This window comes from Myroides sp., assembly GCF_032073645.1.
Lineage (GTDB): Bacteria > Bacteroidota > Bacteroidia > Flavobacteriales > Flavobacteriaceae > Flavobacterium > Flavobacterium odoratimimum.
On the sequence record NZ_DAMANB010000007.1, the window covers coordinates 77,100 to 100,910 of the forward strand.

26 protein-coding genes are annotated in these 23,811 nt (G+C 35.0%); 9 read left to right on the forward strand and 17 right to left on the reverse strand.

The genetic code is table 11. The features are described 5' to 3' along the window. Nucleotide 1 precedes the first annotated feature (1 nt). Genes RT228_RS07335 through RT228_RS07345 form a run of 3 tightly spaced genes read right to left on the reverse strand, consistent with a single transcriptional unit; the run spans nucleotide 2 to nucleotide 2,843 of the window. Nucleotides 2-232, reverse strand: coding sequence for a ferredoxin (locus RT228_RS07335; RefSeq protein ID WP_006257855.1), 231 nt, complete (start codon nucleotides 230-232; stop codon nucleotides 2-4). Then, entirely contained in the window at nucleotides 232-1,473 is a 1,242-nt protein-coding gene (locus RT228_RS07340; RefSeq protein ID WP_006257856.1) for a U32 family peptidase, read from the reverse strand. Before RT228_RS07340 ends, RT228_RS07335 begins: the two co-directional genes overlap by 1 nt. Nucleotides 1,474-1,484: 11 nt before the next feature. Further along, nucleotides 1,485-2,843, reverse strand: coding sequence for a rhodanese-related sulfurtransferase (locus RT228_RS07345; protein WP_006266052.1), 1,359 nt, complete (start codon nucleotides 2,841-2,843; stop codon nucleotides 1,485-1,487). 360 nt (nucleotides 2,844-3,203) lie between these two features. On the opposite strand from RT228_RS07345, the gene RT228_RS07350 reads away from it, so the two are divergent. Further along, entirely contained in the window at nucleotides 3,204-3,533 is a 330-nt protein-coding gene (locus tag RT228_RS07350) for a hypothetical protein (protein WP_006257858.1), read from the forward strand. Nucleotides 3,534-3,596: 63 nt separating this feature from the next. Here the strand turns inward: RT228_RS07350 and RT228_RS07355 are convergent, their stop codons facing one another. The 6 genes from RT228_RS07355 to RT228_RS07380 all read right to left on the reverse strand — a co-directional run bounded on the left by RT228_RS07355 (nucleotide 3,597) and on the right by RT228_RS07380 (nucleotide 7,444). Then, entirely contained in the window at nucleotides 3,597-4,043 is a 447-nt protein-coding gene (locus RT228_RS07355) for a DinB family protein (RefSeq protein ID WP_313138568.1), read from the reverse strand. Nucleotides 4,044-4,124: 81 nt separating this feature from the next. Beyond that, nucleotides 4,125-4,502, reverse strand: a complete 378-nt coding sequence (locus tag RT228_RS07360; protein ID WP_006262495.1) for a VOC family protein — start codon at nucleotides 4,500-4,502, stop codon at nucleotides 4,125-4,127. An 82-nt stretch (nucleotides 4,503-4,584) separates the two neighbouring features. Continuing rightward, nucleotides 4,585-5,001 (reverse strand): lipocalin family protein, encoded by a 417-nt coding sequence (locus RT228_RS07365; RefSeq protein ID WP_006266050.1) that lies wholly within the window; start codon nucleotides 4,999-5,001, stop codon nucleotides 4,585-4,587. A 25-nt stretch (nucleotides 5,002-5,026) separates the two neighbouring features. Further along, nucleotides 5,027-5,452: a lipocalin family protein gene (locus tag RT228_RS07370; RefSeq protein ID WP_006266048.1), complete on the reverse strand. Its 426-nt coding sequence runs from the start codon at nucleotides 5,450-5,452 to the stop codon at nucleotides 5,027-5,029. Between the two features lie 281 nt (nucleotides 5,453-5,733). Beyond that, a complete protein-coding gene (gene def, locus RT228_RS07375) occupies nucleotides 5,734-6,312 on the reverse strand; it encodes a peptide deformylase (protein ID WP_006266047.1) in 579 nt (192 codons plus the stop codon). A gap of 67 nt (nucleotides 6,313-6,379) precedes the next feature. Continuing rightward, nucleotides 6,380-7,444: a WG repeat-containing protein gene (locus RT228_RS07380; RefSeq protein ID WP_006266046.1), complete on the reverse strand. Its 1,065-nt coding sequence runs from the start codon at nucleotides 7,442-7,444 to the stop codon at nucleotides 6,380-6,382. A gap of 574 nt (nucleotides 7,445-8,018) precedes the next feature. Here RT228_RS07380 and recA point away from each other — a divergent pair. Together recA and RT228_RS07390 are read left to right on the forward strand one after the other, a co-directional pair. Further along, entirely contained in the window at nucleotides 8,019-9,023 is a 1,005-nt protein-coding gene (gene recA / locus RT228_RS07385; protein WP_006257865.1) for a recombinase RecA, read from the forward strand. Between the two features lie 414 nt (nucleotides 9,024-9,437). Further along, on the forward strand, nucleotides 9,438-10,319 hold the full coding sequence (locus RT228_RS07390) for a hypothetical protein (protein WP_006266045.1): 882 nt from the start codon (nucleotides 9,438-9,440) through the stop codon (nucleotides 10,317-10,319). Nucleotides 10,320-10,385: 66 nt separating this feature from the next. Here RT228_RS07390 and RT228_RS07395 read toward each other — a convergent pair whose 3' ends face one another. Next, complete coding sequence (locus RT228_RS07395) at nucleotides 10,386-11,144, reverse strand: lysophospholipid acyltransferase family protein (protein WP_313138569.1); 759 nt, start codon at nucleotides 11,142-11,144, stop codon at nucleotides 10,386-10,388. Between the two features lie 137 nt (nucleotides 11,145-11,281). Here RT228_RS07395 and trpS point away from each other — a divergent pair, with 137 nt between their 5' ends. After that, the gene (gene trpS / locus RT228_RS07400; protein ID WP_006257868.1) at nucleotides 11,282-12,262 is read left to right on the forward strand and encodes a tryptophan--tRNA ligase; all 981 of its coding nucleotides are present in this window, start codon (nucleotides 11,282-11,284) and stop codon (nucleotides 12,260-12,262) included. A gap of 69 nt (nucleotides 12,263-12,331) precedes the next feature. Here trpS and dprA read toward each other — a convergent pair whose 3' ends face one another. Beyond that, on the reverse strand, nucleotides 12,332-13,417 hold the full coding sequence (dprA, locus tag RT228_RS07405; protein WP_006262489.1) for a DNA-processing protein DprA: 1,086 nt from the start codon (nucleotides 13,415-13,417) through the stop codon (nucleotides 12,332-12,334). A gap of 221 nt (nucleotides 13,418-13,638) precedes the next feature. Here dprA and RT228_RS07410 point away from each other — a divergent pair, with 221 nt between their 5' ends. The 3 genes from RT228_RS07410 to RT228_RS07420 all read left to right on the forward strand — a co-directional run bounded on the left by RT228_RS07410 (nucleotide 13,639) and on the right by RT228_RS07420 (nucleotide 15,966). After that, the gene (locus RT228_RS07410; protein ID WP_313138570.1) at nucleotides 13,639-14,580 is read left to right on the forward strand and encodes an SPOR domain-containing protein; all 942 of its coding nucleotides are present in this window, start codon (nucleotides 13,639-13,641) and stop codon (nucleotides 14,578-14,580) included. A gap of 80 nt (nucleotides 14,581-14,660) precedes the next feature. Further along, on the forward strand, nucleotides 14,661-15,173 hold the full coding sequence (locus RT228_RS07415; RefSeq protein ID WP_006257871.1) for an acyl-CoA thioesterase: 513 nt from the start codon (nucleotides 14,661-14,663) through the stop codon (nucleotides 15,171-15,173). Between the two features lie 4 nt (nucleotides 15,174-15,177). After that, nucleotides 15,178-15,966, forward strand: coding sequence for a S1/P1 nuclease (locus tag RT228_RS07420; protein ID WP_006262487.1), 789 nt, complete (start codon nucleotides 15,178-15,180; stop codon nucleotides 15,964-15,966). Between the two features lie 88 nt (nucleotides 15,967-16,054). Here RT228_RS07420 and RT228_RS07425 read toward each other — a convergent pair whose 3' ends face one another. Then, nucleotides 16,055-17,488, reverse strand: a complete 1,434-nt coding sequence (locus RT228_RS07425; protein ID WP_006262486.1) for a hypothetical protein — start codon at nucleotides 17,486-17,488, stop codon at nucleotides 16,055-16,057. Between the two features lie 238 nt (nucleotides 17,489-17,726). On the opposite strand from RT228_RS07425, the gene hflX reads away from it, so the two are divergent. Together hflX and asnA are read left to right on the forward strand one after the other, a co-directional pair. After that, nucleotides 17,727-18,959 (forward strand): GTPase HflX, encoded by a 1,233-nt coding sequence (hflX, locus tag RT228_RS07430; protein ID WP_006257874.1) that lies wholly within the window; start codon nucleotides 17,727-17,729, stop codon nucleotides 18,957-18,959. 262 nt (nucleotides 18,960-19,221) lie between these two features. After that, on the forward strand, nucleotides 19,222-20,226 hold the full coding sequence (gene asnA / locus RT228_RS07435; protein WP_016649943.1) for an aspartate--ammonia ligase: 1,005 nt from the start codon (nucleotides 19,222-19,224) through the stop codon (nucleotides 20,224-20,226). A 59-nt stretch (nucleotides 20,227-20,285) separates the two neighbouring features. On the opposite strand, the gene RT228_RS07440 is transcribed toward asnA, so the two are convergent. The 5 genes from RT228_RS07440 to RT228_RS07460 all read right to left on the reverse strand — a co-directional run bounded on the left by RT228_RS07440 (nucleotide 20,286) and on the right by RT228_RS07460 (nucleotide 23,805). Further along, on the reverse strand, nucleotides 20,286-21,506 hold the full coding sequence (locus RT228_RS07440) for an IS4 family transposase (protein ID WP_313138571.1): 1,221 nt from the start codon (nucleotides 21,504-21,506) through the stop codon (nucleotides 20,286-20,288). A gap of 118 nt (nucleotides 21,507-21,624) precedes the next feature. Beyond that, nucleotides 21,625-22,479, reverse strand: a complete 855-nt coding sequence (locus tag RT228_RS07445) for a DUF3078 domain-containing protein (RefSeq protein WP_313138572.1) — start codon at nucleotides 22,477-22,479, stop codon at nucleotides 21,625-21,627. 56 nt (nucleotides 22,480-22,535) lie between these two features. After that, a complete protein-coding gene (locus tag RT228_RS07450; protein ID WP_006257877.1) occupies nucleotides 22,536-23,051 on the reverse strand; it encodes a DUF2480 family protein in 516 nt (171 codons plus the stop codon). Between the two features lie 2 nt (nucleotides 23,052-23,053). After that, the gene (locus RT228_RS07455; RefSeq protein ID WP_006257878.1) at nucleotides 23,054-23,374 is read right to left on the reverse strand and encodes an iron-sulfur cluster assembly protein; all 321 of its coding nucleotides are present in this window, start codon (nucleotides 23,372-23,374) and stop codon (nucleotides 23,054-23,056) included. 11 nt (nucleotides 23,375-23,385) lie between these two features. Continuing rightward, the gene (locus tag RT228_RS07460; protein ID WP_006257879.1) at nucleotides 23,386-23,805 is read right to left on the reverse strand and encodes a SufE family protein; all 420 of its coding nucleotides are present in this window, start codon (nucleotides 23,803-23,805) and stop codon (nucleotides 23,386-23,388) included. Nucleotides 23,806-23,811 lie beyond the last annotated feature (6 nt).

The window sequence follows — 23,811 nt, forward strand, 5'->3', positions numbered from 1 at the left end:
ATTATACATCTTTTACGGTAATGATATGTACTGGACAAACTTTCTCTGCTTGTTCACATGCCTCTAAAATAGTATAATCTGGTGACTTAAGCGTATGAAATCCTTTATTATTCACAGATTTCAACAAAACAGTCTTTCCATCTTTCTTAGACATCTGAAACTGCTGAGGAGCAACCTCAACACAATAATTACATCCGATACACTTATCTCGTTGTAGCGTGACTATGACCATTATGCCTCTACTATTTTATACAGCTTATCAGATAAGCGAATTCTAAACGGAATCTTGATAGTACAGTCATCTCCTTTAGTCGCTTTCTCTACCTTCTGCTCATTGACGAATAATTCTTCTACGATTAACTCTTGTGCTCCCGTACTAGGTCCTGTGATAAGAATCTTATCTCCTACCTTGATATCATAAGCTTCTATTTTAAACTCTCCGATAGATGCTTTCTGGAAGTAGTGAGCAGCTTTACCTACATACACTTTTTTCTGAGTTGCATTACTACCAGGGTTATCACTCCACTCTCCCAATTTCTGTCCTAAGTAATATCCACTCCAGAATCCACGGTTATACACCGTTTCTAAAGCTTTCATCCATTCTGCTACTTTCTCTTGAGAGTAAGTACCATCAGCGATAGCATCAATAGCCTCACGGTAAGTACGAATCACAGTTGCTACATACTCAGGAGCTCTACCTCTACCCTCTATCTTCAGTACCTTAGTACCAGCATCGATCACTTGATCTAAGAAATCTAAAGTACATAAGTCCTTAGGTGACATCATATACTCATTATCTATCTCGATCTCAAAACCACTCTCTTGATCTATTACTGTGTATTTCTTACGACAGTTTTGTTTACATGCTCCTCTATTTGCAGAAGAGTTATGTGAGTGAAGGCTTAAGTAGCACTTACCTGATACTGCCATACACAATGCTCCATGACCGAAGATCTCTATCTCTACCAAATTACCAGAAGGCCCTTTCACTTGTTCTCTTTCGATAGCTTCAGTGATCTTTTTTACTTGTCTCAAGCTTAGCTCACGAGATAGTACGATAGTATCAGCGAATAAGCTATAGAACTTAACAGTCTCAATGTTTGTGACATTTAGTTGAGTAGAGATATGTACTTCTAACCCGATCGCTCTTGCAGATGCAATTACTGCTTGGTCAGATGCGATTACTGCTGTAAGCCCTGCCTCTTTTGCCTTATTCAATAAAGTTTTCACCACTGATAAGTCATGGTCATAAACGATAGTGTTTAATGTCAAATAAGTACGTACATTCTTCTCTTTACATCTTCTCGCAATCTCTTCTAAATCATCAATAGAAAAGTTTACCGTAGAACGCGCACGCATATTTAACTGGTCTACTCCGAAATATACTGAGTCTGCACCGTTATCTAATGCGGCCTGTAAAGACTCGAAGTTACCTGCAGGAGCCATAAGCTCTACTCTTCCTGAAACTGTCATATTCTTTATGCTTAATCTATTATTTTATACAATTGGTCGTTTTTACGAATACGGAAACCTAATTCCATAGTCATCTTATCTCCATTATTAGCTTTACTAACTTCCACTCCATTTACCATCATCTTCTCTATAGTTAGTCTCTCATCACCTGTAGTAGGCCCTACGATAGCTACTTTATCTCCAACATTTAACTCCTTGTCAACAATAAACTGCCCTACACTAGCTTTAGTAAAGTAGTGTTGAGCTGTACCAATAAGTACTTTTCGCTCTACTTGTTTCTTGCGGATTTGTGTTACTGCACTTACCTTCACTGCTTTAATCTCATCAGTAGCACTGCGTTCTCCTTGGAACTTTAATGCTTCTGAACGCCCTTTCTTGAATACTAAGTTTCCTTTTTGTACTCCTTGACGTAAGCGTTTTTGTTCATCTTCTGGTAACTGAATGATATCTAAACACTCATCAGAACAGCATCCATGCATCTTCTCAGCACACTCATCACACTGAATAAACAATAAGTGACATGCCTCGTTAGCACAGTTTACGTGAGTATCACATGGTTTACCACACTGATGGCAGTTAGAGATAATATCGTCTGTAATACGCTCTCCTAGACGGTGGTCAAACACGAAGTTCTTTCCGATGAACTTACTCTCTAATCCTTCTGCCTTTACCTGACGAGTGTATTCAATAATACCTCCTTCTAATTGGTATACATTCTTAAACCCGTTGTGTTTAAAGTAAGCTGATGCTTTCTCACAGCGGATACCTCCTGTACAGTACATCAATAAGTTTTTCTCCTCTTTGATGTCTTCTAATTGGTCTTTAATGATTGGCAGTGATTCACGGAATGTGTCCACGTCTGGAGTGATCGCTCCTACGAAGTGCCCTACTTCACTCTCATAGTGGTTTCTAAAGTCCACTACGACCGTATTCGGGTCTTCTAATAATTCGTTGAATTCTTTTGCCTTTAAGTGAATTCCCTTATTCGTAACATCGAATGTATCATCGTTTAGACCATCAGCTACGATCTTGTGTCTAACCTTCACTGTTAGCTTTAAGAATGATAAGTCATCTTGCTCTACAGCTACATTCAGACGGATTCCTTTCATGAAATCATACTGCTCTAACGTCTCTCTGAATGCATCAAACTTAGATGCAGGCACAGACATCTGAGCATTGATCCCCTCGTGAGCTACATAAGTACGTCCTAAAGCGTCTAATGCATCCCAAGCTAGGAATAAATCGTCTCTAAATTGTTGTGGGTTTTCTATTTTGGCGTACGCATAGAAAGATAAAGTCAAACGGTTCTCTCCCGCTTGCTCGATAAGTTCAGCTCTTTCCTCTGCGCTTAATGTGTTATACAGTTGCATGCTATATACTTTTAAGTGTAGATTATATATGTTTGAAATCCTAAATGGAAGAATTTCGGTGCAAAGATAGTATTTAGATTTAAAAATGAGAATTGAACCTTATAAAATTTACATAAATAGTTAACTATCAAATTATTCAATCCTTTTTTTAGAACCTCAGCTTCTATTTTAAGCATCTCCTCTACAAAAGGTATTCTGTAAGAATGCTTGACTTTATAGATTTATCATTTGTTATGAATTGAACGCAATAATGCATTCCTTAAATATCCCCATAAACAGCCATTTTTGCGAAATAGACGAGTCTAAACAATAATATATGAGACAATTATACAGATATTTGTTTCAAATAAAACTCATAAAATGGACAATAAAACTTTATCAATCGTATCATACATCACATTAATTGGATGGTTAGTAGCATTCTTTGTAGGAAAAGAAAAAGCAAATGATTTACTAAAATACCACCTAAGACAATCATTTGGTGTATTAATCTTAAGCTTCGTTTTATCACTTGTTATACGAGTAATAGCAGGTATATTCCCAATCATTGCAGGCATGATAGCACTAGTGTTATACTTAATTATTCTTTTATATATGATTATGGGAATACTTAATGCAGCAGGAGAAAAGAAAAAACCATTACCTCTTATCGGTGAATGGTCAGATAAGACACTTAGCTTTATTAAGTAATACACATGTATTATCTAAACAAGAAGAGGTTGACTGTATAGGTCAACCTCTTCTTGTTTATCCCTATGCCTTAAAATCAAAATCATCGAATATCTGACCTAAATGGTGTTCTAAATGACTTACATAATCTTCTACTAAAAAGGCAAGCGTATGACCATTAGCCATTTTAGTATTCAAAACCTCAACAGAAATATTACAAACGATCTCTAAGAGAAATGCATTATACATCTTCCATGTTCTAATCACAGTGTCTTGTTGCATTTGCTGATAAGCACTCACTTCTACCCATTCATTCTGTGCATAAGAAACAACAGGATTGTCCTCAAACTGAGCTCTGACTAAACGGTGATGATTATTAGTCGCACTATCGATAAGATGTCCTACTATCTCTTTTTTGCTCCACTTACCCTCTGTTTCTTTATAAGAAAACTCTTCTTCTGTAAACTGCTCTAATCTAGCAGGTAACACATCTATATAATATTGTAGCTTACTCAAGTCTGTTGTCGTCATATCTATCTTTTTCTGACTAGTAAAAATAGAAAAAGCCACCCTACAGGTAGCTAATAATTATACTAAGTCCATTGGACAGCATTAGATATTATGTGCTATACGCCACAGTACTCCTGATGGATCTATTAATACAAAGTCTCTCATCATCCACGCTCTGTCTTCTACAGCAGTCAGTCGGATAGCATATTTTGACTGAAGATCTAGGTTTTGCAGATGTGTGTACCAATCATCTGCATTCTCTACTTGCAAATGAAACATTAGATTCTCTGCAGCCTCTTGATTATAAAAATTCTGTAAAAAGAACTTCTCCGTTCCACAATCAAGCAAGCACAGTTCTTCACTCTGCCATACTATCTTAAATCCAATAGCTGTATAGAACGCTTTAGATACCTCAAAGTCCTTACACGGGATAAACGACTTTAGCTCTACTACCGACAAATTAAGTTCCTTATGTTCCATCTTTACCTTTACATTATACTTACAAAAATAACGAAAGCTACCCTTTTGAGGTAGCTTCTGTTTATATAAATAATAATAGTTCTTATTGTTTAGTGAACACTTCCGTCACACCATTAGCAGTAAGCTTTAATGTACTCTGATCTGTCACCTCATACGTAAACGTAGCAGACTTCACAGAAGTAGAATCAGTACCTACCATCGCTGTTTCGAAGATAACAGTATTATCTATCATCTTCCATTTAGTGAATTCGTTAGCCTTATCCTTGATAGAAGACATTGTCCCGTCCTCTTTTAGTTCAAATCCTTGTAGTAGACTTGCATCTGCTCCATTTGGCTGTGTCCATGCACCTACCAAGTGTTTCATATCAAGAATGACAGGAGTAGACTCAGCTACTGTTTCTGTTGGTGTAGTTTCTTCCACTACTGGAGCTTCTGTCTGTTGTTTACAAGAAGCGAAAGCGATAGCTACAAAAGCTAAAGCAAGAACTGTTTGTTTCATTTGTATTTAAAAAATCTAAATTAGATTACTTTTTAGTGAATGAATCTTTTGACTCACCATTCACTAGGTTTAATGTTTTACCATCAACTACCTCAAATTGGTATGACACAGTATCTACACTAGATGTACCATTACCGATACTCTCTTGTTCTAAGAACAATTTATCTCCTTCTACCCACCACTTATTTGTTTTAAGTGTAGCCATATTAATAGAAGTAGCAGTTCCGTCCTCTTTTAGTTCGAATCCTTGTACTTCTTTATCATTAATAGGGTTTGGTTGAGTCCAAGACGAAACTAATACTGTAGTGTCCACAGCCTCAGGTGCTGTAGTCTCTTCTACTACTTCAGTAGTTGTTGTTTCTTCAGATACAGGAGCTTCAGTTTGTTGTTTACAAGAAGCGAAAGTAATAGCTACTAATGCAATAGCTAAAGTCATTTTTGTTAATTTCATAGCGATATAAATCTTTGTTTTTGTTGGATCAAATGTAGGATAGAGAAGTGTGAAAAAATAAAATTAAGAATAATTTAACCAAGCTCATAACAACAAGTAAAACAATTAATTACAAATAAACTTTTCTTATAAAAATCGTTTTTTAGTTAAAAAAGGAACAGACCTATTCTGTCCACATTCTCAGAGAGATTCATCATGATATATACTTCTTCTAAATCACGCTATCCCAACCCCATATACTGAAAACAAAAAAGTCGCTTTTATAGCGACTTTTGTATTTCTTATGGCTTCATTTTATAATCAGTAAATACCTTACCATTCATAATTTTATTAAGCTTTGTACCTATCAACTTTTTAGTCAATGAGCTTAATCGATCTGTAAATAAAACCCCTCTCGTATGGTCGTACTCATGTTGTATAATACGCGCTGTAGTACCGTGGAACGTCTTAGTATGAGGTTTAAAGTCTCTATCTAGATATTCTATCGTGATAGACCATGGGCGTGTAACACGCTTAAAAATATCAGGAATACTTAGACATCCTTCTATCTCATCCCATGTCTCGTCAGACTTACCGATAATACGTGCGTTGATAAACGTCTCGCGCATTCCTGTATCTCCCTCTGCGAAATTAGTTTTGCGCTCATCCTCTTCTGCATTCTCATACATCACGATACTATCTACTACGAATAGCTGCTTAGTCTCTCCTATCTGAGGAGCTGCTAGCCCGCATCCATAAGCGTTCTCCATAGTCTCCCACATATTATCGATTAGCTTATTTAGGTCTTCAGAACTGCTATCTATCGCATCACAGTCTACTTTTAATGTTTTATTTCCGTATGCTAATATTGGTAATTTCATTGTCTTTCTATTTGTTACAAAAGTCGGGATAAGTTACTTCCTACGCAAAAAACTAACCTTAAATAATTTAATAACGCTTGCCATTACGTAAGTCTACATAGAAGTATTTATCATCTTGACGCACCTTTACATAATGCTCTTGTTCTATCTCGAAGATTACATCGTAGGCTATTGGTAATACGATATCACCTTTTTTATTCAGGATTCCCGTCTTTGCCATCACAGTGGTATACACTAGTCCATGACCTACTGATAGTATAAAGTCACACTCCTTACTGAACAACGTCTCTCCCGAAGTATTAATACAATGAAAAGTATTAGAATCATCCTCTCGTACGAAAGCAATTCCATCTTTAAAATCACTTGCATCTACATATTTATAGTCGATAACTACCTCTCCTGTCTTATTTACATAACCATAAGCATCTCTATTACGTATAGGGGCTAAACCATTTCTAAAGATTCCGACATAACCAATTTCTTCAGAGAAATGCTTGAGAACATCTCCTTTATCATTGATAATAACACGACTGTTATCGTCTAGACTCATACTAGCTAATCCCTCAGAAAATTGTGTCCCAAAAGAATACTTAGGCTCTATAACCCACTCTCCTTTTGGGTTAATAAACCCATAGTGATTATTACTACCAACTAATCGATAACGGTCATTCTCAAAAATAGTATCAGACTCGATAATCATCTCTAGAGTAGAAGTAATCTTATGGCCTCCCTCATCATATATCGTAGTCTTATGGTCTTTTTGTGTCATAAAGTATTTCGCCCCACGTCTATCCACATGAGTGGTGATGATTAGATACTTTGGTTCTACCATCCATTCTCCTACTGTGTTTATAATACCATACTCACCATCACTTACACTCGCTACAGCCATACCTCTACTAAACATCCAAGCGTCGGCATACTGAGGTTCTATCACCCAATTCTTATCCTCATCTACATATCCCCATCTCCCATCCTTATCTTGAGAAGGAATCAATATAACGTCTTCTGTACCCTCTATTACGTTACTTATTACTAATCTATCTCCTAATAAACCATCACAACTACAAAATGAAAACAACACTACTAGAGTGAACAACAATACTTTAAAACACTTTTTTACCTGATACATATATTATCCTAATAACGCTAAAATTAAGTGCTAAAAATACATAATTCTAAAATAGTATAGACCCCATCACTTCTCCACACGCTAAAATCAAAACCTTTCTATAAATAAGCCCTACTACAAATGCGACACCACACACTTAAACTCACATACTATCTCCTAAAAGAACGAAGCCATCATGTCTTATTTTTCCAATCACAATTGAGGTGGTCGGCTTGTGGTCGGCTTCTGATGGGCATTTGGTCGGCTTAAAAGTGCATAAAATAGCCGATCACTAGCCTATCAAATAATGATCATTCCCTTATCACTCAAAACAACGTCTAAATCTCATCACCCATTGTCTAAACCTTATCTTAGGGTACATTCTCCTAAAATTCAAACCCTTATTTTTAGGATTATTTCTCCTACATCATACTATCACAAGGACGAGGTTAAAAACAACACATTGCTATAAATTATATCATAGCAAAGAGATCGTGCTCACCTGCTATAATTCATAGCATAATGATACTACTCTCTTGGACTGTAATTAATTTATATTACTTTTACATCAGTAAGAATCTAATTTTTATAAAAAATGAGTGCAGATAAAGAAGCAAAATTAAAAGCGTTACAACTTACACTTGATAAGTTAGACAAAACTTATGGTAAAGGAACAGTAATGAAGTTGGGAGATACTGCTGTAGAAGAGGTAGAAGTTATTTCTTCAGGATCACTAGGTATTGACCTTGCATTAGGTGTAGGAGGGTTCCCTAGAGGAAGAATTATAGAGATATACGGTCCAGAATCATCAGGTAAGACGACTTTAACTTTACACGCTATCGCAGAAGCACAAAAAGCAGGTGGTATCGCAGCATTCATTGATGCGGAGCACGCTTTTGACCGTTTCTATGCACAAAAACTAGGTGTAGACATCGACAACTTAATTATATCTCAACCAGACAACGGGGAACAAGCATTAGAGATCGCTGAGAACTTAATTCGTTCTGGAGCTATTGACTTAGTAGTAATTGACTCTGTTGCTGCCTTAACTCCTAAGAGTGAAATCGAAGGAGAGATGGGAGATTCCAAAATGGGATTACACGCTCGTTTAATGTCTCAAGCATTGAGAAAGTTAACTTCTACTATTAGCAAAACTAACTGTACTGTATTCTTTATTAACCAGTTACGTGATAAAATCGGTGTAATGTTCGGTAACCCTGAGACTACTACGGGAGGTAACGCATTGAAGTTCTACGCTTCTGTACGTCTAGATATCCGTAAGTCTACTCAGATTAAAGATGGTGAGAATGTGATCGGTAACAGAACGAAAGTAAAAATCGTGAAGAATAAAGTAGCACCTCCTTTCCGTACAGCTGAGTTTGATATCATGTATGGTGAGGGTATCTCTAAAGTAGGTGAAGTACTGGATATGGCAGTTGACTATGAAATCGTGAAGAAAAGCGGATCTTGGTTTAGCTACGGTGATACTAAGTTAGGACAAGGTCGTGATGCTGTTAAATCAGTGATTAAAGACAACCCTGAACTAATGGAAGAACTTGAACAATTAATCAAGGACGAAATTAAAAATAAAGAAGCTTAATTGTTTCTATCCTTAAATACGAATCCCTTACAATAGTATTGTGAGGGATTTTTTTATATATCAACCTATAAATCCAGCTAGTGCAGCATATCGCAACGTCAATACTGCTATATACATAAAACCACTAACATAGAGTATTACAAGGAATTAGAAAAACTCCTTTACCTTCTGCAATGATAAACAAAACAGAAAGGCCTATTAGCATAGGTAAGCTACTAAATATTCCTCTCAACACAATTTTCTTATGATGTCTATCTAAAGCCATATATCTATTAATCAATACATAATAACGTTAAATAGTACAAAAAAAGTATCTCAACAACACCAACGCCTTTTATATAATAATCCATTAACACTAGGCACTAAAAGGAGAATCACTTAATTTTGTAGTTCAATAAAACACAAAACAACAATATGAAATTACGATTATTAGCACTATTGCTAACAATTATGACCTTTATTAGCTGCGACGATCCGTTTAAAAGACATGATTTTTATCTGTCTAACCCAACTGATAAAGAGATTACAGTATCACTAGATAATCAAAAATATACCCTAGCCCCAAATACCTTTGAGGTATTAAAACTAGAGAATGGTGTACACGAATTAGACTACAACGGACAAAAAAACAAGTTCAATGTATTCAAACAAAACTCTGGTGGTATCATCAACCCAACTTTAGAACCGCACTATATCTTCTCAATGGTATATGCTACAGAAGGTAACTTTGACAAATTTGGTTCTACTGCGAGAGAAGTTGTTATTGATGATGTACTTTATGAAGATAATATCAAATCGACTAACGCTCTATTTATAGATAATAACTTATATAGATGTACTTACTTCTTAGGGGAAGAATATCCTGAAGAACAGATTACGCATAATAAGAATGCTGTAGGTAACTTCTACAATAAATTCTTTACTAAAGCAGAATTCATAGCTTTCTACGATGAAGATTTACCTGCAGAGAGCAAAGGTTTTCACCAACAGAACATGGTTGCAGGAGGAGCGTGTACGATTACAGAACCTAATGCATTAGAGCTAAAGCTACCAGACGTGCCACAAGAAGATGTGATTGCTTCTTATAAACAAGAGATGGCACTAGTAGAAGAGTTTAAAACTTCAACTGATGCAGGCCGTCAAAAAGAGATTCAAAAAGAACTATTTGATTTATCAATGAGCCGTTCTAAACTTGATATTAATTACAGTAAACTGTCTACTGAACAAAACCAATCTATGAATGACTTCGTTCATGCAAGTGGTAGAATTTCAGGAGCAGGTATTATACAACTGTGAATCCATAAACCACACTATAACTAAAAAAGCGGTGAGATCTTCGTTGTCTCACCGCTTTTTGCATTATTAAGCTTTATATTCCTTCTCCCATTCTAACACAGGATCATATAATAGATTAAAAGCCATATCTCTTACTTCTTTTTTATTCTCTAAGGTCAGCCCTTTCGTTTCTATACAAGGAAATATCTTAACTGGTACCACTCCTGGGTGCCCTATCCCCCACACAAAAGGGAAATAATGTCTCAACCTACCAAACACTAAAGGAGCTATCGGTATCTGATGATCTATAGCAAGTCGAAAAGCCCCATCCTTAAAACTGTCTAGTATGATCGTTCTATCATCTGTCACGCCTCCTTCTGGAAAAATGCAGATGCTCAGCCCTCTACTTAAACGCTCTTGTGCACTGTCGAATACTTGCTTCTTACTTCTTGCATCCTTTCTATCTACTAGAATACAAGCACGCTTATAAAAGAACCCAAACACTGGAATACTCGATAATTCTTTCTTACCAACAAAGACAAAAGGATTGTCCTTTACAAGGATAAGCATCATCATAATGTCTAACATCGAAGTGTGATTAGCAATAAACATATAGCTCTTCCCTTTCTCTAACGGAGTCTCCTCTTCTATCTTATACCTCATCCCTATTCCGTAAAATACGAGAATAGCCCAGATACGAGCTACTTTAAAAAACTGAGGATAAGACTTCTCTGATCCAATCGTTATCAATAAAAAAGGAGATAATATTAAAATAACGATTACCATCCAGATATAAAACCACAGTCGCCAAAGTGAACTGAAAAACGCACCTATACTTTTTATCATTTGTATTACAAATTCTATCTTTTACTAACTTCAAAAATAAACAATTCTATCGCCATATAACCACATTAGCTAGTAAAAACAAGGCAAATAAACTTCAATTCACTTATCTTTGCTTTTTAAATAATTAATATCACGCAATGGCTAAAATTCTAACAGGAGTTCAAAGTACAGGAACTCCACACTTAGGGAATCTTTTAGGAGCTATTCTACCAGCAGTAGAAATGGCAAACAAAAAAGAGAATGAGTCTTTTATTTTTATTGCGAACTTGCACTCTGCAACGCAAATTAAAGACGCTAAAACTTTACAAGAAAATACCTATAGTGTTGCGGCTACTTGGCTTGCTTGTGGTGTAGACGTTAATCATGTAACTTTTTACCGCCAGTCAGATGTACCGCAAACAACTGAACTTACTTGGTACTTAAGTTGCTTCTTTCCATACCAACGTCTAACATTAGCTCATTCGTTTAAAGATAAAGCAGATGTTTTATCTGATGTTAATGCAGGGTTATTTACTTACCCAATGCTGATGGCTGCGGATATCTTACTATACGATGCAGAATTCGTACCAGTAGGAAAAGACCAAATGCAACACTTAGAGATTACACGTGATGTAGCATCTCGTTTCAATCACCAAATGGGAGAAACTTTTGTATTACCAGAGGTGAAAATACAAGAGGAAGTAATGGTAGTGCCTGGTACAGATGGAAACAAAATGTCTAAGTCTAGACACAATACCATCAATATTTTCCAAACAGATAAGGTATTGAGAAAAGAAGTAATGGGCATCGAGACAGATAGTACTCCTCTAGAGGATCCTAAGAATCCTGATACTTGTAATGTATTCACGATCTATAAACTATTAGCTACTCCAGAACAAGTAGAAGCGATGAGAGCTAAATACTTAGGTGGTAACTATGGTTATGGACATGCAAAACAAGAGCTTTTCGAACTTATCGTTGAGAAGTTTAAAGATATTCGTGAGAAATACGAGTACTATATCAATAACTTAGAAGAAGTAGATCGTCTACTAGGTATTGGTGCAGAAAAAGCGTCTGTAATCGCTACAGGAACTTTAAATAAAGTAAGAGAGAAACTAGGTTACGGAAGTGCTAAATAGTCTTCTATAACCTTTCTTTAGATATCTTATAAGCCTTACCTCAGTGTAAGGCTTATTTGTTTATCATCACTATAGTAGTTCAAAATACTTCCCTGGCAATGGTCTTACTACTCCTAGCATTTCTAAATTAAGCAGGATACTACTTACCTTATAAATCGGAAGTGAACAACTGAGTGCTATAATATCAAGTAACTCACGTTCGTGCTTACTCAAAAAATCAACTATCGATTGTTCTTCAGGATTGAGATCAAGAAATAGTTGGGGTTGAATAACTTTAGGAGCTTTAGCTTGAGCATCCCAGTTTAAGGTTTCTACAATCTCCTTAGCAGAAGTTAATAATTGTGCTTTATTTTTTTGAATTAGATGATTACACCCTGCACTCATAATATCACCAACTCTCCCAGGAACTGCAAATACGTCTCTGTTATAATCATTAGCAAAAGTCACCGTAGACATAGAGCCTCCCTTAATAGCACTTTCTACAACGATAGTCGCTTGAGACATCCCAGCTACAATGCGATTGCGCTGAATAAAGTTCTCTCTATCTACCTTACTACTTACCCAAAACTCAGATAGACAAGCTCCACCCTGTTCTTCAATACGCCTAGCTACAGCTGTATGAACATCTGGATAAACTCTATTCAACCCATGTCCAAGAACAGCATAAGTATCTAAACCATTGTCTAAAGCAGCAACATGTGCAGTAATATCTACTCCGTAGGCTAGACCACTCACAATAATAGGATTATACGGCTTCAGATCACTTATTAATTCCACACAGATATCCACACCTCTTTTGCTTGGATTACGAGTACCTATGAAGCTAATGACCTTTCTATTGTCTAAACTGATACTGGGTCTTGTACTAAACAACAGTAAGGGACTATCCTCACACTCTTTCAACAAGGAAGGGTAACAACTATCTGTATAATCAAAACAAGACAGGTGATACTTCTCGATATTTCTTAACTCTTGTTCTGCTCTTTTTAAGACGTTGCTATCTTGAAGATTGCGCCATAGCATATTACCAATGCGATGTACAGCAATTACATCCTTCTCTTTTGCTAAAAAGACTTCTTTAGGAGAACCAAAGTAATCTAATAATCGCTTAGCTGTTATCGGCCCTACGCCCACAGTAGATTGTAATGCCAACATATAAAATAACCTTTCTTCTTCCATAGATAAATTGGTAATCAATTATAGTATTTGTATCTTCACATCACAGCCTCAAAAACCTATCCAACATCATGTCAACCCGCGATATTCTTTCATTTGTTTTAGTAATATAACTTACTAGATATAAAAAAGTTATCGATGGTTAAAAATAATAGTGAATATTTTTTTGATTAGTTATTGTTTAATGTAATTTTGTCTTTATGAAGATCGAAAAATACATATCAGCTTTGCTTTATCGATACCAGTGTGTAATCATTCCTGGTTTTGGAGCTCTATTGACAGAAATCAAGTCATCATACTACAGTGAGGAGAAACAATGTTTCTTCCCTCCACAGAAGAGTCTTTCTTTTAATGCGAATATTAAGCATAACGATGGGTTATTAGCTAATCATATCGCTGTAGAAGAGAATATCTCTTATGATGAAGCTGTTCTTTTAATCAATCAGAGTATTAAAGGATGGGAAGTAGAGTTGCGCAATATCGGTAGTTTAGAACTACTGAATGTGGGTATGTTCCAAACTAATTCTGAAGGCAATCTAGTATTCGAACCTGCTTCTAATAGTAATTACTTAATGACCTCTTTTGGTCTATCTACAGTAATGGCAAAGACGATAGAGCGATCTCCTATCATCCCACTTGCTGAAACTGTAACTGTGCCTACTGTTAAAACGAATAAGAAGTACACATTCTTTAAATATGCTGCTGTAGTGGCTTTATTCATTAGTACTGCTGGAGTCTTTGTAAACAAAGGTTATGAAGCGTACTTAAACGATGAAGCGTACACTGTAGGTAAAAATGTTCAAAGTAGAGTAGAGAATAAAATACAACAAGCTACATTCATCATAGAGCCTACTGCTACTACTATCTCTATTCCTGTAAAAGAAGAAGAGGTAGTCTTAGAAGAGACTGTAAGTACCCCTTATCACGTTATCGCATGTGCTTTTAGATCAGAACAAACTTCGCTATCTGAGGCTAAGAAACTACAGAAAAAAGGATATGAAGGTGCAAAAGCACTATCTCGTACGAAGTATGGAGTGTATCCTGTCTCTTATGGTAGCTATACGACCCAACAAGAGGCTCAACGAGAAATGAGAAAAATACATAATACTATCAATATTGATGCTTGGATTTTAGTACAATAAATAGTTAAAACATATATCCCGAATCTGAAAAGGTTCGGGATTTTTATTTAATGTGCCTATATTTGTCGAAAATAATAACAATGGAAGCAAAATTAGTATCTGAATCAGCTACTTTAATGACAGACTTAGTTCTACCAGGAGAGACTAACCCACTTAATAATATGTTCGGTGGAGAATTATTAGCTCGTATGGATAGAGCTGCTGGTATCGCTGCTAGAAGACACTCGCGCAGAGTATGCGTTACTGCATCAGTGAACCACGTCGCTTTTAACAGACCTATTCCTCTAGGAAGTGTAGTAACTGTGGAGGCTAAAATATCACGCTCATTTAACTCGTCTATGGAAGTATACTTAGATGTATGGATCGAAGACAGAGAATCAGGAATAAAGAAAAAAGCAAATGAAGCTATCTATACATTCGTAGCTGTAGATGATACAGGTCATCCTGTAGCTATCCCTGAGCTAATCCCTGAAACAGATTTAGAGAAAGAAAGATACATCGGAGCCTTAAGACGTAAGCAGTTAAGTCTAGTTATCGCAGGAAAGATGAAACCGAGTGACGCTACAGAACTTATAGCTCTATTTAACGAATAATATTATGAAGAAATTATTATCCCTATTTGTAGTTGCATTCTTCGCATTACAGACAGCTAATGTATTTGCTTGGGGTACTACTGGTCACAGAGTAGTAGCTGAATTAGCAGAAAGAAACTTAAGCAAAAAAGCTAAAAAACAATTAAAAGAAATCATTGGTAACCAACAATTAGCGTATTGGGCTAACTGGCCAGACTTCTTAAAGTCAGATCCTTCTTGGAAGTTCGCAGATAGCTGGCACTATATCAATATGCCAGGTGATCTAGATAGACAAGCATTCGATAAAGAACTAACTAACTCTACAGATGAGAACTTATACAAAAGAGCTCTTATCCTTATCGAAGAGTTAAAAGACAAGAATCTTCCGTTAGCAAAAAAACAAGAGAATCTGTACTTTTTAATCCATATCATCGGTGATGCTCATCAACCACTACACATCGGTAGACCAGAGGATCTAGGAGGAAATAGAGTAAAAATAGAATGGTTTAGAAAAGCAACTAACTTACACAGTCTATGGGACTCTGCTCTAGTTGACTTCGATAAATACAGCTATACAGAATATGCTACTGTACTAGATGTACACGGTGCTAACTACAATCAAAAAATCACTTCTGGTACATTAGAAGATTGGATTTATGATTCATATACGATGGCGAATAAACTATATGCAAGTGTAGAGCCTGAAGAATCTCTAAGCTACAGATACCACTTTGATCACAAAGACAACGTAGAAAGTCAATTATTAAAAGGGGGATTAAGATTAGCTAAAATCTTAAATGACATCTTTAAATAAGACAATTCTAAAGCATATAAAAAAGGCGAAGTAATGATACTTCGCCTTTTCTTATTTATTGCTAAAATTAGCTTATTTACTCTTTTAATTATCGACTATAACTAGATCTAGACGATGAAGAACTACTGCTTCCTCCTCTACTGTAGCCTGATGAACTACTTCCAGAAGATGAGCGGCTATAGCTACTACTTGATGAACTACTAGGGTAAGAGCTACTAGACGAGCGACTGTAGCTACTGTTACTAGAACTACTCGGATAAGAAGAGCTACCTCTACTATAACTAGATCTTGAAGATGAGTTACTTGGATAAGAAGAGCTACTAGAAGAACGGTTATAACTACTATTACTAGAGCTACTAGGATAAGATGAGCTTCCTCTACTATAGCTAGATCTAGAATAAGAGGAATTATTAGACGATGAGTTCGTATTATTAGAAGAGTTACCTCTACTGTAGCTAGAACGAGAATTGTTACTTCCTGTATTCGATATCGCCTCTCCTCTATTATAAGAACCAGAACTAGTATTATCTGTAGAACTACTACCTCTGCTGTAGCTAGAACGAGAGTTGCTGCTTCCACTATTCGCTATCGCCTCTCCTCTGCTATATGAACCAGAACCATTAGTATCTGTAGAACTACCTCCTCTGCTGTAACTAGAACGAGAGTTACCACTTCCATTACTAGATGTGCTACTATTATCCGTATAAGCAGATCTTCTATAATTTGGATTTTGGTTACTGTCCACTGAGTATTCACTACGTGAGTTAGAACTACCTCTTGTATCTGTTAGATCTTTTCTATTGTAGAAACTATCTTCTCCATATCTAGTTCTAAAGGATTGATTTGGATTCTGGCTTTCATAAGAGTTCTGAGCTACATCATAATACATTCTTTGTGCACGTGTACTATATCTATTACTAGAATAATAATAATTATTATAATGATTAATCTGGATGTGTACATGACTCATATATCTGTCTGTACTATAAGGAGAATAATGGTAGTAATAGTCAGGATAATATCCCCAACCCCACGATGAGTGATAAGCTCTATAATTATTCGTCCAGAATAAAGTAAACATAGGAGGTCTACTTAAATAAACAGGCTCGTAAATATAATTAGGACCATAGAGATAAGAGTTCCCTACTACTTGCATTAATACTACATTTTCTCTAGTATCTTTTTCTACTTCAATAGTTGCAACATCTTGGAAAAGATCCTTGCCTAATACTGCCTGAATGACAATAAGGTGTGTTCTTCCTTCCACTAATTCCACAACTCGTAGATAATCTACATAACCATCTCTATTCAAATCGAGGTTATTGATTCTCAAGTTAGGGTCATTCAGCCTGAATTCAAAGTCAGCTAAATCTTTAGACTCTCCAAATATAGAAGCTACAGCCTGAAGGTCTAGATTATCGCTAATGTCATAGTTATTAGCTGTTACAACAGCTCTCTGGCCAAAACCTAAAGCCCCAGTAAGAGAAAAAATAACTAAAAATATATATTGTATTGTTTTCATTTCAAAAAGTATAAAATGTTATCACTTCTTCTATAATGGCAAAAAATGTACCATAACAATCTATAGCAAGATACTGAAAAACAAAGAGTAAAAGTTATTTGATTTCATAAAAAGAGCAAATGTTTTCATAATATTCCACCTTTTAAGGGTAGTGATAACAAATTAAAAGACAGTATTTTAAAGTATCTTCTTATTTAGTCTTACAATTTTAGTAATTTTGCACTATAATATAGTTTATATGATTGATAGAGAAGAAATAAATTTTGAACGTTCTGTAATCGTTGGAATCATTACACAAGATCAAGATGAATCAAAGCTAAATGAGTATTTAGACGAATTAGAGTTTTTGACATTTACTGCAGGAGGACAAGTATATAAGCGTTTTACACAGAAAATGGACAAGCCGAATCCTAAGACCTTTGTTGGTACTGGGAAGATGCAAGAAATTCATAATTATATTGTAGAGAACGATATTCACACTGTGATATTCGATGATGAACTATCGCCTGCTCAACAAAAGAATATTTCTAGAGAACTAGACTGTAAAGTACTAGATCGTACTAACCTAATCCTAGACATCTTTGCGCAAAGAGCACAAACTTCTTATGCAAGAACTCAAGTAGAGCTAGCACAATTCCAGTATCTATTACCTAGACTATCTGGTATGTGGACTCACTTAGAAAGACAACGTGGAGGTATCGGAATGAGAGGTCCTGGAGAGACAGAGATAGAAACAGATAGACGTATCGTACGTGACCGTATTACCCTTCTAAGAGATAAATTAAAGGTAATCGATAAGCAAATGGCTTCTCAAAGAGGAAACCGCGGAGCAATGGTACGAGTAGCCTTAGTAGGATATACTAACGTGGGTAAGTCTACACTAATGAATGCTGTAGGTAAAAGTGAAGTATTCGTAGAGAATAAGTTGTTTGCAACACTAGATACTACTGTACGTAAAATCGTAATTGGCAACTTGCCATTCTTATTGTCAGATACTGTTGGTTTTATCCGCAAACTACCTACTCAGTTAGTTGAGTCATTTAAAAGTACATTAGATGAAGTAAGAGAAGCAGATCTATTATTACACGTAGTAGATATTTCTCACCATGACTTCGTAGATCACATCGAATCTGTAAATGAAATCCTTAAAGATATCAAGAGTAATGACAAGCCTACTATTATGATATTTAACAAAATAGATGCTTATCAACCTGAGAGAATCGAAGAAGATGATCTAATGACAGAACGCACTTCTAAACACTATTCAATAGAAGAATGGAAGAAGACTTGGATGAATAAAGTAGGTGAAAACAATGCTATTTTTATCTCAGCAACAAACAAAGAAAACTTTGAAGAGTTTAGAAAGAAAGTTTACGAAGCAGTACGTGAAATCCACATTACACGTTTCCCTTACAACAACTTTTTATTCCCAGATTATGATCATTTAATTGAATCTTCAGAAGAAGAATAAAATATTTGTTTATAAATTAATTAGTAAAAGAAGATTAGATAATAATATTTTTTCTATTTTTACAGTATTGCTAAAAAGCTGATTATATGTATTTATCAATGAACAATAATTTCTCTAATAATAATTTGAATCGTTTCTACGACTCGAAGAGGAATCCTATTGGCATTGATTTAAGTTAATTATATATTATTTCATTATCCGTTTAAAGGCTCCTCTCTGAGGAGCCTTTTTTATTTTAAAACAAATTCAAAAACAAAAAATCATGAGCAAAAAAGAAATTTTACAAACAGAAAAATCCATTGCATTAGTCAAAGAACAATTCTCTAAAGGACTATGTGATGCACTTAACCTATACCCTATATCATCACCTATGATCGTAAATGAAGGCACAGGTATTAATGATGATTTAAACGGTATAGAGCGTCCAGTGTCATTCCCTGTAAAATTTCTAAATAACAATCGCGGTGTAGTAGTTCACTCATTAGCAAAATGGAAAAGAATAAGACTACAAGAGCTAGAGTTAGATGCTCATGAGGGAATTCTAACAGATATGAAAGCTCTTCGTCCTGACGAAGATAGTAGTCCTATACACTCTATCTATGTCGATCAATGGGACTGGGAGTTACGTATTAAAAAAGCAGATAGAACATTAAGTTATTTGAAAAATATAGTACGTTCGATCTATCAAACATTGCTAGACACAGAACACAGAATATATGAAGAACTAGGAATAGAACCTATCCTGCCTAAAAAACTGTCTTTTATCCATTCTGAGCAACTTTTACAACTATACCCTACTCTTGCTCCAAAAGAAAGAGAACATGCAATAGCGAAAGAATATGGAGCTATTTTTATTATAGGAATTGGAGGAAAGCTATCTAATGGCATTCCGCATGATAGCCGATCTGCTGACTATGATGATTGGACTACTCCTACAGAAGATGGTTATAAAGGACTAAATGGAGATTTACTAGTTTGGAACCCTGTTCATGGTAAATCATTAGAACTATCTTCTATGGGAATTAGAGTAGACAAAGAAGCTTTAGAACATCAATTAGAGTTAGCAGGAGCTTTAGATAAAAAATCATTGTTATATCACAGCTTATTACTTGAGGACAAGTTACCTCTTTGTATAGGTGGAGGTCTAGGTCAATCAAGAATTTGTATGTTTTTATTACGCAAAAAGCACATTGGAGAGGTACAAGCGAGCATCTGGCCAGAAGAAGTAAGAAGAGAAACAGAGCAAAAAGGTATTAACCTATTATAAAAAAGAAAAGGTTGGCGAATGCCTAGTAGTGGTCGGAAGAAATTCTGACCACTATTATTTTATATAATAGGTACTTTATTAGGATCTCCTCCTGTTAAAGCTACAATAAGAGCAATAATCAAGTTTTTAAGTTCCATATTAAATCTTCTTTTAGCTGTTTTATATCCTAAGTTATTGGCATGTTTATATATAAGTAATAGCATAGCAGCAATCAATGTCATATATATCATGACTTGCGTACCATTTTTATTAAGAGAAACTAAGTGAGCCGTATTAAGTTCTTGTTTTAAGAATCTAAAAAACACTTCTATGTCCCATCTCGATTTATAATAATCTGCGACTTGAAAAGGTGTCATCTCAAAATCATTAGTCAAAAACCAAAATTCTTTTTGTTCACTACCTTTAGTTTTTACTACTACAAGTCTAAACTCTTGCTCTACCAATTCCTCTCTATAATAAGTTTTATCTGTTTTGCTAGTTATCTTTTTACCTGTAAAAAGATTGACTCTCGCATCTTTGATAAGTGTATAATTATCAGATTCTTGTTGATTGAAATCTGTCAATAAAGACTCTATCTCGTTGAACTTTCTGTTTTGTTTAGATCTGATGATAAAAGGAATATTTTTAGATGTAAAATCTTGCATTGTCCTAGTAGATTGTAAGCCTCTGTCAATCACATAAATATTATTGTGATTTTTATCCTTTTCTACATGTTTTAAAATAGCTTCAGGTAAAGCTAGTTCTTCAGAACTATAACTAGATGTATTAAATGTCTCTACTCCACATGGTAATATTCCATCAAATAAAGTACTGTATTTGATGTGTTTTTTTCCAGTTTTATAATCTAACCCTTCTACAAGTTTGCCTGCAGTTTCTGAAACAAGGGTACTATCTACGCGAATTATATTATAACCTTCGGATTCTTTTTTTGAATAAATAGAAGAGAATTGTTCATAGATGTTTTCATATATTGTTTTAAAAAAATTACTATCAATTTTAGAAAAACGATCCGATATAGAACTACGTCTAACTTTTTCACTCTCATCTAAATCAAACAAAGCCTTAAAAATAGAGCCATTAAAAGTATCTTCTAAACTGCGTTGGCTTAATCTATCATTCTCTAAAATAGAGTATAACAATAAATAAAACATCTTTTTACCATGTAAAACTTTAGCGTATTTATCTACTGAAGTAGTACTTGATAATTTTGTTAATAATGCTTCTGGTATAAATTGTAGAATTTGTCCAACGGTTATTTTATGGTCTTTAAATGTATTCATATATTTTACTTTCTTAAGCCAAATGTATACATTACATTTTAAACAAAAAAAGTCGGAAGATTAATCTTCCGACCATGACTAGCTACTGAGCTTCCCTTTTTCCTTTGTATGTATTCTATTAGAAGTTGTAGTTTACTCCTACTCCAACCATCTCTCTAACTTGGAAGCCTTTATAAGCTAAGTCATCATAGATTGTTTGGAATGTAAAGTTTGTAGAAAGATATTTATTAATCTTCATCACTACATTCAACTGATAATCAATTACCACATTCTCTGGTTTTTTCAGATAATTAGAATATAAGTTTAAGATATTCTCAACTGATACATTCTCCATAACGTCGAATTTGTAGTATCCGTTAACAGACATCCCCAGTTGGTATTTCATTGATTTACCTTTTTCAACACCAAAAGCATCACCAAACTCTGTAAAGTGGTCGTGAACTAAGATAAAACGTGAAGTAGCTGGTGCAATATTCACTTTTAAATTATCACTCTTTTTCCACAACATACCAGGTCCTATTTGTAGGTAAGCTGGAGACATAAAGTGTGAGTTGTATACTCCATCTTTATCTATCCCTCGATCCATCTGAGTCTTGAAATTCAAGAATGCAGAATAGAACCAATTACCTTGAGCTTTTTTACCTAGTAAAGAGTTAAACTCTAATCTATCATCCGTTTTTTTCTGATCTTGCCCTTTTAACTTAGTAAGACCATAACTAGCAATTATTTTATTATCCCAGTTCCAATCACCTTGTTTGTAATTGAAATCGTAATTCACTTTAAAACTTCCAGATACGTTATTATCTCCACCTGCTTGCCAATTTGAGAAGCTAGATTGGTTAAGTAAAAAAGTAAAATTACCCGTTCTTGTCCATGGGCTAACAGCTTCTGTTGCTGTATTAGCCTCAGTTTCCTGAGCCTGAGCTGAATACACTGCTAAGAAAGCGCACACTCCTAATAAAAGTCTCTTCATATTGTTAAAATTTCAATCAAAAATAATAACAATAAGTTAAAATAGCAAAGAATGGACTACTTTTTAATTGTACGTTTATACACAGGTACTGCTGAACATGCTTCTCCAAACATCACTGAACGTGCGTGATTCATCATTAATTGTGTTGCTAAAACATACGCCTCCTCTGGGATTTCTTTCTTTGAACAACCTTTAATAATTACAGGTAAATCTGCATATTGAGAATAATCTAAAGAAAACAATAATTCTTGATAAATAGACTTTTCTAAGTGAGCTCTATCACCTAAGAATATACGTTTTGCTACAGGCTGAAGATGGCTTGTTAAAAGCATATATGCCCATCCAGGCAGAATAGCATCTGTAGAACAGAAAAGTCCTACATAGGCATTCTCATAAATAGACCAATCTACTTCTTTTAATGAAGCTCTGAATTCTTTCTCTCTAAGAACAAATCCTTCGTATAACCATTGTGCTATATCTATATCCATACGAGGATTCGTAGGATACAACTCTTCTAAGTCAAAAACTTTAAGAGCGCTATTAGCAACCTTATTTACAATTTCTCCTTCCATAATTAAAGCATTCCTAACTCTAATTTAGCCTCTTCACTCATTAAATCTTTTGTCCAAGATGGCTCAAAAGTTAATTCAATCTCAACACTTTTTACATTGTCTATTGATCTTACCTTCTCCTCTACTTCCATTGGTAAAGTCTCTGCTACAGGACAGTTAGGTGAAGTTAATGTCATTAAAATCTTAACGTCGTAATTTTCATTAACAAAAACATCATAAATCAATCCTAACTCATATATATCTACAGGAATCTCTGGGTCATATATAGTTTTAAGAACCTTAACTATATTCTCCCCTAATTGTTGTACATCTACTTCTTCCATATTCTATAAATTTATTGTTTAGCTTGATAAGCTAAAGCATACATTTTAATTTGTTTGATCATTGAAACTAATCCATTCGCTCTAGTCGGAGACAAATGTTCTTTTAGACCTATCTCGTCAATAAAAGACATATCTGCATTTAGAATATCTTCTGTTCTCTGTCCTGAAAACACTCGAATCAAAATAGCAATAATTCCTTTAGTCAAAATAGCATCACTATTTGCCGTAAAAACGACCTTACCATCTTGTAATTCTGCATACAACCACACTTGTGATTGACATCCTTTAATCAAGTTCTCTTCTACTTGATACTGAGGATCGATTAACGGAAGGGTTTTCCCTAATTCTATAATATATTCATAACGTTGCATCCAATCGTCGAACATTGAAAAATCGTCAATTATCTCTTCTTGAATTTCTTTAATTGTCATATCGTT

Coding starts and splice junctions, on each gene's coding strand:
- RT228_RS07335 (WP_006257855.1), bottom strand. CDS start 232: ATGGTCATAGTCACGCTACAACGAGATAAGTGTATCGGATGTAATTAT.
- RT228_RS07340 (WP_006257856.1), bottom strand. CDS start 1,473: ATGACAGTTTCAGGAAGAGTAGAGCTTATGGCTCCTGCAGGTAACTTC.
- RT228_RS07345 (WP_006266052.1), bottom strand. CDS start 2,843: ATGCAACTGTATAACACATTAAGCGCAGAGGAAAGAGCTGAACTTATC.
- RT228_RS07350 (WP_006257858.1), top strand. CDS start 3,204: ATGGACAATAAAACTTTATCAATCGTATCATACATCACATTAATTGGA.
- RT228_RS07355 (WP_313138568.1), bottom strand. CDS start 4,043: ATGACGACAACAGACTTGAGTAAGCTACAATATTATATAGATGTGTTA.
- RT228_RS07360 (WP_006262495.1), bottom strand. CDS start 4,502: ATGGAACATAAGGAACTTAATTTGTCGGTAGTAGAGCTAAAGTCGTTT.
- RT228_RS07365 (WP_006266050.1), bottom strand. CDS start 5,001: ATGAAACAAACAGTTCTTGCTTTAGCTTTTGTAGCTATCGCTTTCGCT.
- RT228_RS07370 (WP_006266048.1), bottom strand. CDS start 5,452: ATGAAATTAACAAAAATGACTTTAGCTATTGCATTAGTAGCTATTACT.
- def (WP_006266047.1), bottom strand. CDS start 6,312: ATGAAATTACCAATATTAGCATACGGAAATAAAACATTAAAAGTAGAC.
- RT228_RS07380 (WP_006266046.1), bottom strand. CDS start 7,444: ATGTATCAGGTAAAAAAGTGTTTTAAAGTATTGTTGTTCACTCTAGTA.
- recA (WP_006257865.1), top strand. CDS start 8,019: ATGAGTGCAGATAAAGAAGCAAAATTAAAAGCGTTACAACTTACACTT.
- RT228_RS07390 (WP_006266045.1), top strand. CDS start 9,438: ATGAAATTACGATTATTAGCACTATTGCTAACAATTATGACCTTTATT.
- RT228_RS07395 (WP_313138569.1), bottom strand. CDS start 11,144: ATGATAAAAAGTATAGGTGCGTTTTTCAGTTCACTTTGGCGACTGTGG.
- trpS (WP_006257868.1), top strand. CDS start 11,282: ATGGCTAAAATTCTAACAGGAGTTCAAAGTACAGGAACTCCACACTTA.
- dprA (WP_006262489.1), bottom strand. CDS start 13,417: ATGTTGGCATTACAATCTACTGTGGGCGTAGGGCCGATAACAGCTAAG.
- RT228_RS07410 (WP_313138570.1), top strand. CDS start 13,639: ATGAAGATCGAAAAATACATATCAGCTTTGCTTTATCGATACCAGTGT.
- RT228_RS07415 (WP_006257871.1), top strand. CDS start 14,661: ATGGAAGCAAAATTAGTATCTGAATCAGCTACTTTAATGACAGACTTA.
- RT228_RS07420 (WP_006262487.1), top strand. CDS start 15,178: ATGAAGAAATTATTATCCCTATTTGTAGTTGCATTCTTCGCATTACAG.
- RT228_RS07425 (WP_006262486.1), bottom strand. CDS start 17,488: ATGAAAACAATACAATATATATTTTTAGTTATTTTTTCTCTTACTGGG.
- hflX (WP_006257874.1), top strand. CDS start 17,727: ATGATTGATAGAGAAGAAATAAATTTTGAACGTTCTGTAATCGTTGGA.
- asnA (WP_016649943.1), top strand. CDS start 19,222: ATGAGCAAAAAAGAAATTTTACAAACAGAAAAATCCATTGCATTAGTC.
- RT228_RS07440 (WP_313138571.1), bottom strand. CDS start 21,506: ATGAATACATTTAAAGACCATAAAATAACCGTTGGACAAATTCTACAA.
- RT228_RS07445 (WP_313138572.1), bottom strand. CDS start 22,479: ATGAAGAGACTTTTATTAGGAGTGTGCGCTTTCTTAGCAGTGTATTCA.
- RT228_RS07450 (WP_006257877.1), bottom strand. CDS start 23,051: ATGGAAGGAGAAATTGTAAATAAGGTTGCTAATAGCGCTCTTAAAGTT.
- RT228_RS07455 (WP_006257878.1), bottom strand. CDS start 23,374: ATGGAAGAAGTAGATGTACAACAATTAGGGGAGAATATAGTTAAGGTT.
- RT228_RS07460 (WP_006257879.1), bottom strand. CDS start 23,805: ATGACAATTAAAGAAATTCAAGAAGAGATAATTGACGATTTTTCAATG.